The sequence below is a fragment of the Spirosoma soli genome, from assembly GCF_042684525.1.
In the GTDB taxonomy this organism is placed as follows: domain Bacteria; phylum Bacteroidota; class Bacteroidia; order Cytophagales; family Spirosomataceae; genus Spirosoma; species Spirosoma soli.
On record NZ_JBHULN010000007.1, the window covers coordinates 78,048 to 90,399 of the forward strand.

Here is a 12,352-nt window from a genome sequence, read left to right on the forward strand (position 1 = left end):
CTGATTATAATTAAGCGCAAAGTTAAGCCCTCGTCAGTCAGTTGCAATGGTCATTCCTAAATAATTGAATTTATGATATACTATGTTGAAATAGTAAAATAGAAACGTCCTCCAGACGCATTCAGAGCCTGTAATTACCTTATGCTTCCCTTTTAACAGACTTAAATTCCTTCGTCAGTAGCAAGCAGCGCTCTTACGGGTGATGCCAAAAATGCTTCCACTGTTTAACCGGCAATGATGAGCCGAGTAGAGAGGTGGTATAACCCATACACCTACTTTCACCTGGTAATTGATGCTATGAGTCACTTTTATCACAAATTATGCAGGTAAAAATAAGCCTCCACAAATTTATTTAGACTGATTCTTATTAATTTTACGGCCAATTCACAAAGTTCATCATCCCCTGGTAAGGGCAGAAAGAAGGTCTCTTTAACATTTACCGCATTATACCGGCATGAAAAAACTAGCGATTGTCATTTTTACATTCATTGCCTTCTCCGCCCAGGCTCAAAAAAACGTACTGCTGGAATCTTCGTTCTGGCAAACTAAGCCGGACGTGAATCAGGTTAAAGCGGAGGTTGAGAAAGGCAGTAACCCCTCGCAGCTTAACCCCATGGGATTCGATCCAGTCGTAATGGCGATCAACGCTGGTGCGCCAAACGAAACCGTTAAATACCTGTTGGCGCAGCCGGGCAACGATGTGTCGAAGCTGACCCACGATGGTCGTATTTATATCCACTGGGCTGCCAACCGGGGCAACGTCGAGCTGATGGAATACCTGCTCAGTAAGGGGTCAAAGGCCAACCTGGAGGACAATCACGGAATGACTGTTCTGAATTTTGCCGCAGCTAGTGGCCAGCCTAATACACAAGTGTATGACCTATGCCTGAAGAACGGGGCCGACCTTAAAAAAGATTTGAACCACGACGGTGCTAATGCCCTGCTGTTGGCTATCGCCAACGATAAAGACCTGAAACTGACTGATTATTTTGTTTCGAAAGGGCTGGATTTGAAAAGTACGGATGCCGCTGGTAACAACGCGTTTAGTTATGCGGCTCGGAGTGGCAATATAGCGAACATGAAGACCCTGGTAGAGAAGGGGGTAGCGGCTCAGGATAACGCGTTTATCATGGCCAGTCAGGGTTCGCGCCGGGGGCCTAATTCGCCCGAGGTGTTCCAATACCTGGAAAGCCTAAATTTAAAACCGACCGTAACCAATAAGAACGGCGAAAACGCGCTGCACGCTATCGTTCGTCGGCCCCGTCAGAATGAACTCATCCAGTATTTCCTGAGCAAAGGCGTCGATGTAAACCAGGCTGATGAAGAAGGTAATACGGTATTCATGAATGCAGCTGCCTCAAACCGGGACATTGCTGTGCTGGAGATGCTGGTACCGAAGGTAAAAAATATTAACCAGGCTAATCAAAAAGGCGTAACGGCATTGGCTATGGCTGTAAAAGGCAATTCGCCCGAAGTTGTTAGCTATCTAGTAGGTAAAGGAGCTGACGTTAAGGTAACGGACAAAAACGGAGATAATCTGGCTGCTTACCTGATTCAGTCCAATCCTACAGCAGGCGGAGCACGGGGCGAAGGCGGCCCTCGTCCAGAAGGCGGCCCACAAACCGACGACTTTGCTGCGAAGCTGAAACTGCTTCAGGAAAAAGGACTTGACGTAAAAGCTCCCCAGAAAAACGGTAATACGTTATACCATTTAGCCGTTGCCAAAAACGACCTGGCGTTGTTGAAAAAGCTGGAGCCTCTTCAGCTTGACGTGAATGCCCGCAATAAAGAAGGCATCACGGCCCTGCACAAGGCCGCTATGGTCTCGAAGGACGACGCTATAATGAAATACTTATTGTCGATCGGTGCCAAGAAAGACATTTCGACCAACTTTAAAGAAACCGCTTTTGATCTGGCCAGTGAAAATGAATCACTGTCGAAAGGCAATATCTCGCTTAATTTCCTGAAATAAATATGTCTTGTTTGCGTAAGATTGGCCTGTTGGCATTAGTCCTGATAATGGTCGGCTCATCGGCTTCGTTGGCTCAACAACCGGGGACCTCTCAGTATAAGTGTATGATCCAGATGACCAACTACATGGGCGAAGGAGCGTACATTGTGGTCTCGCTTATCAACGGTAAGGGAGCTTATGAAAAAACATTATACGTGCTCGGCTCCGATAAAAAATGGTATCCGGATGTAAAGGAATGGCATAAGGCACTGGGTAAGAAAACGGCTAACATCAGTGCCATTACCGGGGCATCGGTGGCCGGGGGCGACCGGAGTGTAACGGTGCTGGACATCGACAATTCTAAGATCAACAAGGATTACAAGCTGCGGTTTGAAAGTGCCGTAGAGGATAAGAAATACTACGTTAAAGACCTAGAAATTCCACTGACAACGGAAGCCCTTTCCGCTAAAAGTGAAGGTACAGGTTACATTCGCTACGTACGTTTCAGCCCCAACACTACCAACTGAGTTGTACCAACTACGTTGCCCTAATTAATAGCGGCCGCCTTTATGACCATTTCCGTTTGGAGATACAGCCACTTAGCTCTGGCTGTATCTTCTTTTCTTTTACTGACTCTGGCAGCCGTAACCGGTATTATTCTGGCGTTTGAACCCGTATCACAGAAGCTACAGCCGTATCGCGCCGATAATTTTTCGCAGCTTACCCTGGCCCAGACGCTACCGGTTCTTAAGGGAAATTATTCTGAAATTAGCGAGCTGACCGTTGATGCCAACCAGTTTGTGCAGATTAAAGGCAGCGATGCCGACGGTAAGAACCTGACTGCCTACGTTGATCCACAAACGGGCAAAAACCTGGGTACTCCCACCCGGCAAAGTGAATTTTTTGAGTGGGTCACGGCCCTACACCGTTCATTGTTTCTGCACGAGACCGGCCGTTTTTTCATTGGGTTAACTGCGTTCTTACTGCTGCTGATTACCGTTTCCGGCACGATGTTGATCATTCAGCGGCAGCGGGGCGTGAAGCGGTTTTTCACCCGGATTGTGCGGGACAACTTTGCCCAATATTACCACGTCGTATTGGGGCGCTTGTCGTTGATTCCTATTTTCATCATTGCCTTGTCGGGGACGTATCTTTCATTAGCCCGATTCGACCTGATCGCTACAGAGAAAGTCGCTCCCAAAATTGATTTCGACGCCATCCAGTCAAAACCGGAACGGGCGTTGGCCGACTTCAATGTGTTTAAAGACATAAAGCTGTCGGAGGTGCAAAGCGTCGAGTTTCCGTTTTCAGAAGATCCCGAAGATTATTACACGCTGAAGCTTAAAGACCGTGAACTGGCGGTCAACCAGATTACTGGTGATATTCTCAGCGAAGTACCATATCCAACTACTGTATTACTGGCTAACCTAAGCCTTGATCTGCACACCGGTCGGGCGAGTGCCCTATGGGCCATTATTCTGGCTGTGGCTTCGGGGAACATTCTGTTCTTTATCTATTCCGGATTTGCCATCACCTGGAAACGACGGGCCAACCGCGTTAAAAACAAATACTCGGCCGATGAGAGCCGATTTGTGATTCTGGTCGGATCAGAGAACGGCAGTACGTTCCGATTTGCCCAACACGTGCACCAGCAACTGCTGAAACAGGGTGAAAAATCCTTTTTGACTGAGTTCAACAACTACAGTGTTTTTCCTAAGGCGGAATACCTGATTGCGCTGACCGCTACCTATGGACTTGGCGAGGCTCCTACCAACGCCAGACGATTTGCAGCCATGGTCGAGAAACACCAGCAGCCCCAACCGGTGCGCTATTCTGTGCTTGGCTTTGGGTCACACGCCTATCCAGATTTCTGTAAGTTTGCCTTCGAGGTCAATCAAGTGCTTTCCCAGCAGAAATGGGCGGTTCCCTTAGTAGACATCCACACCGTGAATGACCGCTCGCCAGACGATTTTGGCTTATGGGCAGAAGCCTGGTCGCAGCAGACGGATATACCCATTACGGCTTCATCCGAACTGCTCAAAGCACCAACGCCTACTTTCGAATCACTAACCGTTACCAGTAATACCCGTACTCCTCAGCCAGACGGCACCTTTCTTATCCGGTTGCGGACCAAACGTAGACATAGCGTTACGTCGGGCGATTTGCTGGCGATCTATCCGGCCAACGACCATCGCGAGCGGCTCTATTCGATTGGTTTATTCGATAAAGATCTTCAATTGAGTGTCAGGCTACACCCAGGCGGGTTGGGGTCCAGCTTTTTACACGAGTTAACGCCCGGCCAAACGATTCGTGCCCGGATCATTCGCAATGATCATTTCCACTTCCCTAAGAAAGCACCAGTGGTAGTCATGATTGCCAATGGCACTGGTATTGCCCCGTTTCTAGGGATGATCAGCCAAAATAAGCAGCAGGTTGCCTGTCACTTATACTGCGGTTTCCGACAAAGTTCGTCGTTCAACATGTACCGCAATTTTTTAGAGGAAAGCCAAGCAACGCAAAAACTAACCCAACTCCATGTAGCCTATTCCCGCGAAGGTGACAAACAGTACGTTAGTAACCTGATCGCCCGCGATTCTGACTTTATAGCTAACACGTTGGCTACGCAAGGCGTGTTGATGCTCTGTGGATCACTTTCTATGCAGAAAGACGTGCTTGATTTACTCGAAACGATCTGCCAAACGAAGCTGAATAAGAGCGTTAGTTTCTTCCAGTCACATGGCCAGATCCTGATGGATTGCTATTGATGGCGTAGTAGTTTACCACCACTGATCGGTTAGTAGTCATTTGTTACTACTGAATCAACAAATGGTCTGGAATAATGATCAGAGGCTGTGCTTTTTAATACCTAGATCTGGAGAAGAGAAAATCTGCCCATCATCGGTGATCATAATATAGCTGTACGCCGGGTGTTGCTTGATTAATTTCAAACCTGCTTCTTTACCCAAAACCATAAGCGACGTACTGAATCCATTGGCGGTTTCGGCACTGGGGCCAAAGACTGTTACGCTGCTCACACCCGTAGCCGGGTAGCCCGTGCTCGGGTTGATGATATGGGCATACCGCTTGCCATTGAACACCACAAATTTCTCGTAACTACCGGAGGTGACTACGGCGCTCTGCCGCAGGGGCACCACCGCAAAGACCGTGTCTTTGTGTAAAGGATTGGTAATGCCGATGGCCCAGTCACTGCCATCTGGTTGTTTGCCCCAGGTGCTCATATCGCCCGAGCCATTGACAATACCGGCCTTAATGCCCCGAGCCAGCATCATGTCGCGGCACCGATCAGTGGCGTATCCCTCACCCAGCGCACCGAAGCCAATTTTCATGCCCTTCTTTTTCAGGAAGATGGTGGACTGTTTGCGGTCCAGTACGATATTCTGATACCCAACCTTCTCAACCGATTTCTTAATCGCTTGCGGAGAAGGCATTGCCGTCATCGAGCCGTCAAACTTCCAGATACGGTCCATCGCGGCAAAGCTGATGTCGAACGCTCCGTTTGTGAGCCGAGAGAAATGAATCGCCCGTTCCGTCAGAGCAAACACCTCGGGCTCTACCCGAACCGGAGCGACGCCCGCATTTTTGTTGACTTGCGAGATCTGAGAATCAGCTTTCCAATCCGAAATTAAGTTTTCAATCCGTGTCACCTCGGCGATAACTGTGTCGATGTTTTGCTCAGCTGACAGGGAGTCGTTAGCGACAATGGTGATGTCGAATCGGCTGCCCATCAGTTTGACGGTTCGTTTCCGCAACACCTGCGAGCTGGCACTGAATCCGGATAAGATCAGTAACAGTGCTAGTACTTGTTTCATGCTGCAAAAATCGGAACTATTCGTTTGGCATCCGTCTGCAGATAAGTTAAAAATACTATTTGTAGTGTCGGTAGGCACTACAAATAACACAACCTAACCTTTTGTTACGTCAGATCAGGCGGTCTTGGTTGTGCATTAAACTTCTCACTTACGTACAGCAGCAGTTTACTGATTTATTGTCACCGTGTAGCTCGACCGGCCCGTCGCGTTAAACACTTTAAACTTAACAGGGCCGTCAAAAGCTACGGGTTCGGTATACGCCTGGCTGGAGGCAGTGGGTTCCGTTCCATCGGTTGTGTAGCGGATAATCAGGCCGGGGAACTGTGCGTTGGCCGCTACTTTTCCGTTGATCACCTTAGCACCGGCTGCTGGTATCCGGTACTGATACCCACCGGCGAAACGATCCAGACGAGGCAATTCTCGCTTGCCCACAACATTGATAAACTCAGACCAGGCCTGGCCGTACAGTTGATCACTTTTGGCGTCGTTTTTCTCCGTGGCCCAGCCTGGATCTTTGGCCCAGGCTCGCTCGGCTACGGCTAGTAGCTTTGGCAACATCTTATATTCAAATTGCTCGGGCGTTCGGTTTGTCTCCGACCAGAGAGGAGCCTCAATGCCAACCAGATTCGCCTTTCCTTTTTCAGTGATCGCTTCCCGATTTTTTATTATGGATGGATTAATCACTTTGCCAGTATTATCGTCTTTCAGATTGCGGAGGTAATCGTAGGGGATGAAGTAGAACGGCTTGTCGATGTCTACGTAGCCACCCCAGTACTGACCGGGCTCCTGTGATGAAGTGTTGTAGGCCAGATCAATATACAAATGCGTTACGCCGGTCAGTATAACTTTGTAGCCAGCGTTGGCCATGCGATACGCCAGATCTTCGGCACCCGAACCGGGGCTGTTTTTCCAGACATTGACCCGGAAGTTTTCGGACGCAAAGGCTGGGTTAGGCACCCATACCATCCGGCCATTCTGGTTAACTTTCTTTAAGCCAATCTCTTCCCAACCCGATAAAAACAAGCCCCGCGCTTTCAGCAGCTGATTTACCTTGCCGAAGTAGTAATACCAGAGGTCGTCGGTGTTCTTAACGGACGCATTTTGGGCGATTAACTTTTGGGCAGATGGTGATTTCTCCCAAACGCCCTCCGGCACTTCATCGCCACCGAAATGAATGGTTTTCAACGGTGCTCCGGCTTCTTTGTACATGGCCCGCAGGTCATCGACGACTCGTTCCATAAAGGCATAGGCAGATGGGAGCGATACGTCGATTACGTTATCATTCCAGCCTTGCACTGACCGATACACTGACTTGTCGTTTAAATCGCGTAGCAGATAGCGCTCGGCTTCAGCTTTGTTGCCTGCTTTCATAAGGCGATCATAACGGGCATCCATAGCTTTAATGGCCGCCCGGGCGTGTCCTGGTGATTCTATCTCGGGAATGACCTCAATGTGCCGAGCTTGGGCATATTTAAGAATTTCGACAAAATCAGCTTTAGAATAGAAGCCGGTGCCCGCGGGGTTGCTCAGCGCAGGTCCTGAGCCGTAAGACGGAATCAGGTTCTTGCTCTCGTTGGAGGCATGAGCTCGCTTTGCCCCTACGTCGGTCAGTTCGGGGAGCGAAGGCATCTCGACCCGCCAGCCTTCGTCTTCGCTGAAATGGAAATGGAGCGTATTCAGCTTATACAACCCCATTACGTCCAGCACTTTGAGCACTTCTGATTTTGGCTGAAAATTGCGGGCCATGTCCATCATGAGGGCCCGGTACGCGAAACGGGGTGAGTCGGCTACCCGAACCCCCGGTAGGCTAATTGATCCGGTAGAACCCGAAAGCTCTTTGGCCGGAAGTAAGGTGAGCAGCGATTGAATACCGTAAAAAGCACCCGCTCGGGTTGACGCCGATAGCTGTATGCCGTCTTGATTAACGACCAGCTCATACCCTTCGGCGGGGAGCGCTGACTTTTTCTTGAGGCTGATGCTTTTCCCTGACCCCTGAGCTTGAATGGCTAGCCTTTTCCCTAATGCCGACGACAGACTGCTGGTTAAGAACTGCGCTTCGGGCTCAAACTCTTTTTCTGATATAATGATCACTTGGTCAGTCAACAGAAAAGGGTTTCCCTGCGCCTGGTAGGAAACGGGGGTAGGAAACACTTTCGTCAGCTGATCATCTGGAATGGCCTTTATCTTCTCGTTCTCATCATAGATCCGTTCGGCCAGCGCGCGATCAGACTGCTCGTAGATCTTTCCGGAATTGATAGCTACGTCAATTGGAAAGGCTTGCTCCGGGTTCTTATCGAATACCAGATAGAACCCGCTGGGGAAATCCGTTTTGTTTCGAATCTTCCTGTTCAAAACGGTTATGGGCGTCGATTGACCAGGTGGTATGGCCGTAAATTTAGGCCCTGGGCTAATGTAATGTAAATCGCCGTTGAACAGCGCTACTCGAGCCATCGCTGAATCGAAGCTCGTAGGCGATCCGCCGTTAAAATACAGCTTCCAGCCGGTAGCAGGGAGAACTACGTCGCCTGTGTTGGTAAGGGTTAAAACCGACCGAGAACGCGCCTTATTCTGATAATTATTGTCGACTAATTCCAGACGTATCTTCAGTGGTTTCGATTCGCCCTGAGCGACCGATGATTCTTTAGTTTCGCTCGTGGGCGTTTGCGAGCAGCTGACAATGTATGAAAGGCAAAAAACGAGGGCTGTAAGCGTGTATTTTATCATGCTGGTAAGGTCAGGAAAAGCAATAATCAAGTTTGGGGCAGCGTCTTGTTTCGTTTTAACCGCCAAGCTTTCCTGTATTTTACAATGAACAAACTAAATGGAAATCATTCACAAAAACCATTTGGCCAGTTCTTTTACTCCTTGCGTCAGTATCTGGTAGTGCATTGCCGAACGAGCATACGGCTCGTTCTTAGGAATATCGCCCTCGAACGCTTGATTTAACCACCTACCGACTTGACTTCTTACCTGATGCGGTTGATTTCTGGCTCGCCTTGCTCGTATTTTTTTGCAGCTTACGACCACTATGTTGAACCGTTCCGTGCGATGTGGCCGCTTCCTGATAAGGTGTTGGACTACCACTCTGGCCGCTGGCTCCGTCGTTGGTGGCACCAGGGGTCGATCCGTCGACGGTTTGGCTCGTCATGGAGTGGGCATTTTTGGGTGAGCGTCCATCAGATATCTTAGTACTGGCTTTGCCGTTGGCGGTTGGGTTTGACCCGTTGGTGCCTGTGGCTCTCGTATTACCTGGAGAGGTAGTCTGACCCTGTGCGGTTGCATATACGAGGGCAAATGATAGTATTGCTCCGGCTAACATTTGTTTTTTCATGACGTTGATAATAAGTGTGATGTAGTTTAACCAGGAACGCAAGCAGATTGGCTGGAATTAATAGCCTATTCTAGCGTGTGGTCAAGTGTTTGGTACCCTACAGTTCTGCGATAGGAAGCTAGGTAGATGGTGTATCTGACGGGGTAAAGAGCACCAGTAAACCTGGTTGCTGGCTGTTCGTTGAAATGACTACCCTCATTCCTGATGAGTAATAGTTTCATTCCCGTCTTAGTCAGATTCTGGTTATGTTTACCGACGCTTGATGTGTTGTTCGAAAGCGGCACGTCGTTTCAGATTCGATTACGTTTGCTCAAGCGTATCCCCGCCTTGTGGAATTAATGATTCAGGTAAAACGCATGGGATAGCTTTCGCTCACTCGGTACTAGAATGGACACGATAAACTTCCGTAATTATATCACCCAACGAACACCACTCACTGATAGCGAGTGGGCGCTGGTTGAGCATCTTTTCAAACCGAAGCATTTAAAAGAAGGCGAACTATTAGTCGAGGAAGGCACCGTCTGCAACTACTTGTACTATGTAGATCGGGGTCTGTTGCGCTTTTTTGTCTGGAAGGATGGCGTCGACAAAACCAAGTTTTTTACCTTCGACAATTACCTCTTTACGTCACAGTATAGCTTCTCGACCCGCCAACCCGCTAAAGAGAACATTCAGGCCGTTGCCGATTGTACGCTGCTCCAAATTACGTATACCGACTTGCAAACGCTGTATGAACAAATACCGACCTGGCGCATATTTATTCAGGCAGTGATTCAGGAAGTGAGCCATTTTACCGAAGAGATACTGACTGAGCTACAAACCGAAACAGCGGAAGCCCGCTACCGAAAAATGCTTACGGAAGAGCCGGAGATGATTCAGCGCATACCCCTTAAATATCTGGCTTCGTACCTGGGCATTGCCCCACAGTCGCTAAGCCGGATTCGAAAAAATATGCTTAGGCAGGCACGAACTTAACATACGTGAAGTGCCAGCCGGTTTGTGGTTCTGACCTTTGTGCCGTAAACAAACCAGGTAGAAGCATGAAACTTATTTTTAGCGCTGCCTTGCTCGCAACGACCTTAACTACACAAGCCCAGACGAGCAACACCCACTTTAGCCATACCCTCGAAACAACGGTCTCCCCGGATACGATCTGGCGCATCTGGACCGACGTACCTAACTGGAAACAATGGGATAGCGGCTTGCAGTCAGCCGAATTACTCGGTCCGTTTGAGCAAGGCGTTCAAGGTGTCTTGGTACCCAATAAAGGCCCCAAATCAAGATTTGTTATCGACTCAATTGTTCCCCATCAATCGTATACATTCAGAACGAAATTACTGTTAGGCACTTTGTATGTAAAACGCTACCTGACCGTACAGGAAAATAAGACCAGGTTTACGCACGAAGTTTGGTTTACCGGATTAACCAAAAACCTGTTTGGTAAAGCATTGGGTAAAGATTACCGGGCTATGCTGCCCAGCGTTATGGAGAAACTCAATAGCCTGGCTAAAAACAGCGAGTAAACGACTCAACTGGGTCCCTCTTTCGTTCATCATCCCGTTTATTTTTCTTCTTCGTTTACCGATGCATTCCATCACGACAACCACCATCGACGGAGTCACCATTCATGCCATTAATTGTGGGTTGGTGAAAGTGAAACGATCGCACCGGAATCCGAGTGTAGGCGCACCTGCTATTTTATTAGATCCATTCTGGACCGAGTGGTTGCCCATTTGGGTGTGGGTTATTAAACATCCAGAAGGCATTCTTGTGGTCGATACGGGCGAGAACCACCACGTAACCGATAGTGATTACTTCAGTTGTGGTGGAGCAAACGGCTGGGTAAGCAGGAAGATTCTACGCTTTGCTATTCAAGAGCAGTTTGAAATCGGTTTTCAGTTAAAAACGCTGGGGATAGACCCTGCCGACGTGCGTTGGGTTGTGCTTACTCACTTGCACATTGACCATACCGACGGTCTGAAATACTTTCCCCGAGCGGAAATTATGGTCGCAAAGGCCGAGCTCGACCAGCCATACGGAGCCGTTCCCTGTACGTTTCCGACTTGGTTCAATCCACGGAAAATTACTTTTACCCAACCCGATAAACACTTCGGTAAGGCTTATCCACTAACGAGCGACGGGCAAATCAGTATCGTGCCGACTATCGGACACGCATACGGGCATCAGTCAGTTCTGTTTCGTGGTAAAACCGTTGATGTGCTGTTTGCCGGTGACACCACATTTACCGAGCAGCAACTACGGCAACGTCAGGTAGCAGGTATCTGTACTGACAAGGGGTCGGCTCGCAGAACGATCGATACCATTCGTGCATACTGTCAGTACCGGCCTACAATTTACCTGCCCACACACGACAGTCAGTCTGCCCTGCGGCTTAAGCAACAGCAAGTAGTTTAGGTTTATTTCACCACCACACTACGGTAATCATACGCCAACGTGGCGAATACACCCAGCCCGCCCTTGATGTTGCTGATCACCTCGCCCGAGGCCGCGAAGGGATTGACATTGGCCTGCCGAGCGCTTTGCGATGTAGTTAGAAACTTGTAGTAGTCCTCGGTGCAGTGATAGAGCGTCGCATGAATAGTGTCGCCTTTTTTGAACGTGTAGCCCGATCCCCAGTTGATCTCTTCGCCGTTGGAGAAAGCGTCATCCAGCAAGGCATCGAGCGACAGTGTATCGACGCGAATATTGCGGGTCAGGGTCAGGCGGTAGTAGTTTTTTTGTTGGGCATTATCGTCAAACTTAGTTAGGCCGTAGGCTTCACCTTTCTGATTAAACTCGGGTGTAATGCTCTTAATAGCGACGGGCTTGATAAACCGCGTGGTGGCCGTCAAAACCCGGCCCAGTTTATCTTTCACCGTGAGCGTGTACGGCGAATCGTAGTTGGCCTTAATACGTTTCGGGCTACTGTAATTATACGATTTACCCGAAGTCCGGTCTATCGCTGGCACGTTTGGAATAGTGTCGTTCTGACCCCGATGTGATAACACAACGGTCGCGCCATCGACCAGCGGCAAACTCGATATATCCAAATAACTCCGGCTTTCGAGCAGTGAAAGGCGTACGGGCTGGCCGTCTTCCAGGTAGCATTCCAGCACGAGCTTTGATTCGTAAGGTGGCAGGTCTACGTCGATATCCTGCTGGCAGGCCGCCAGCCCCAGACCCGCCAGCAAGGCGAGTATGTACGTTAGTTTAGTTAGTTTCATGGCTGTATGATGTAGT

The 12,352-nt window shown here is 49.1% G+C and carries 10 protein-coding genes; 6 read left to right on the top strand and 4 right to left on the bottom strand.

The annotated features are described in order from the left end of the window. The first annotated feature begins 454 nt into the window (after nucleotides 1-454). Genes ACFSUS_RS13115 through ACFSUS_RS13125 form a run of 3 tightly spaced genes read left to right on the top strand, consistent with a single transcriptional unit; the run spans nucleotide 455 to nucleotide 4,716 of the window. Nucleotides 455-1,972 carry an ankyrin repeat domain-containing protein gene (locus tag ACFSUS_RS13115; protein ID WP_381523241.1) on the top strand — a complete coding sequence of 506 codons (1,518 nt, stop codon included), beginning with the start codon at nucleotides 455-457 and terminating at the stop codon, nucleotides 1,970-1,972. A gap of 2 nt (nucleotides 1,973-1,974) precedes the next feature. Then, nucleotides 1,975-2,478 (top strand): DUF2271 domain-containing protein, encoded by a 504-nt coding sequence (locus tag ACFSUS_RS13120; protein WP_381523242.1) that lies wholly within the window; start codon nucleotides 1,975-1,977, stop codon nucleotides 2,476-2,478. 42 nt (nucleotides 2,479-2,520) lie between these two features. Continuing rightward, entirely contained in the window at nucleotides 2,521-4,716 is a 2,196-nt protein-coding gene (locus ACFSUS_RS13125) for a PepSY domain-containing protein (RefSeq protein ID WP_381523244.1), read from the top strand. A 78-nt stretch (nucleotides 4,717-4,794) separates the two neighbouring features. On the opposite strand, the gene ACFSUS_RS13130 is transcribed toward ACFSUS_RS13125, so the two are convergent. From ACFSUS_RS13130 to ACFSUS_RS13140, 3 genes are all read right to left on the bottom strand, one after another. Next, nucleotides 4,795-5,781: an FAD:protein FMN transferase gene (locus ACFSUS_RS13130; RefSeq protein WP_381523246.1), complete on the bottom strand. Its 987-nt coding sequence runs from the start codon at nucleotides 5,779-5,781 to the stop codon at nucleotides 4,795-4,797. Between the two features lie 165 nt (nucleotides 5,782-5,946). Then, nucleotides 5,947-8,505 carry a family 20 glycosylhydrolase gene (locus ACFSUS_RS13135; RefSeq protein ID WP_381523248.1) on the bottom strand — a complete coding sequence of 853 codons (2,559 nt, stop codon included), beginning with the start codon at nucleotides 8,503-8,505 and terminating at the stop codon, nucleotides 5,947-5,949. Nucleotides 8,506-8,731: 226 nt separating this feature from the next. Continuing rightward, complete coding sequence (locus ACFSUS_RS13140) at nucleotides 8,732-9,112, bottom strand: hypothetical protein (RefSeq protein ID WP_381523250.1); 381 nt, start codon at nucleotides 9,110-9,112, stop codon at nucleotides 8,732-8,734. A 387-nt stretch (nucleotides 9,113-9,499) separates the two neighbouring features. Here ACFSUS_RS13140 and ACFSUS_RS13145 point away from each other — a divergent pair, with 387 nt between their 5' ends. The 3 genes from ACFSUS_RS13145 to ACFSUS_RS13155 all read left to right on the top strand — a co-directional run bounded on the left by ACFSUS_RS13145 (nucleotide 9,500) and on the right by ACFSUS_RS13155 (nucleotide 11,527). Continuing rightward, nucleotides 9,500-10,087 (top strand): Crp/Fnr family transcriptional regulator, encoded by a 588-nt coding sequence (locus tag ACFSUS_RS13145; RefSeq protein ID WP_381523252.1) that lies wholly within the window; start codon nucleotides 9,500-9,502, stop codon nucleotides 10,085-10,087. Between the two features lie 65 nt (nucleotides 10,088-10,152). Continuing rightward, nucleotides 10,153-10,635 (top strand): SRPBCC family protein, encoded by a 483-nt coding sequence (locus ACFSUS_RS13150; protein WP_381523254.1) that lies wholly within the window; start codon nucleotides 10,153-10,155, stop codon nucleotides 10,633-10,635. A 61-nt stretch (nucleotides 10,636-10,696) separates the two neighbouring features. After that, nucleotides 10,697-11,527, top strand: coding sequence for an N-acyl homoserine lactonase family protein (locus ACFSUS_RS13155; RefSeq protein WP_381523256.1), 831 nt, complete (start codon nucleotides 10,697-10,699; stop codon nucleotides 11,525-11,527). Between the two features lie 2 nt (nucleotides 11,528-11,529). Here ACFSUS_RS13155 and ACFSUS_RS13160 read toward each other — a convergent pair whose 3' ends face one another. Continuing rightward, entirely contained in the window at nucleotides 11,530-12,336 is an 807-nt protein-coding gene (locus tag ACFSUS_RS13160) for a DUF4249 domain-containing protein (RefSeq protein ID WP_381523258.1), read from the bottom strand. Nucleotides 12,337-12,352: the final 16 nt, after the last annotated feature.

Coding starts and splice junctions, on each gene's coding strand:
- ACFSUS_RS13145 (WP_381523252.1), top strand. CDS start 9,500: ATGGACACGATAAACTTCCGTAATTATATCACCCAACGAACACCACTC.
- ACFSUS_RS13150 (WP_381523254.1), top strand. CDS start 10,153: ATGAAACTTATTTTTAGCGCTGCCTTGCTCGCAACGACCTTAACTACA.
- ACFSUS_RS13115 (WP_381523241.1), top strand. CDS start 455: ATGAAAAAACTAGCGATTGTCATTTTTACATTCATTGCCTTCTCCGCC.
- ACFSUS_RS13130 (WP_381523246.1), bottom strand. CDS start 5,781: ATGAAACAAGTACTAGCACTGTTACTGATCTTATCCGGATTCAGTGCC.
- ACFSUS_RS13135 (WP_381523248.1), bottom strand. CDS start 8,505: ATGATAAAATACACGCTTACAGCCCTCGTTTTTTGCCTTTCATACATT.
- ACFSUS_RS13125 (WP_381523244.1), top strand. CDS start 2,521: ATGACCATTTCCGTTTGGAGATACAGCCACTTAGCTCTGGCTGTATCT.
- ACFSUS_RS13120 (WP_381523242.1), top strand. CDS start 1,975: ATGTCTTGTTTGCGTAAGATTGGCCTGTTGGCATTAGTCCTGATAATG.
- ACFSUS_RS13140 (WP_381523250.1), bottom strand. CDS start 9,112: ATGAAAAAACAAATGTTAGCCGGAGCAATACTATCATTTGCCCTCGTA.
- ACFSUS_RS13160 (WP_381523258.1), bottom strand. CDS start 12,336: ATGAAACTAACTAAACTAACGTACATACTCGCCTTGCTGGCGGGTCTG.
- ACFSUS_RS13155 (WP_381523256.1), top strand. CDS start 10,697: ATGCATTCCATCACGACAACCACCATCGACGGAGTCACCATTCATGCC.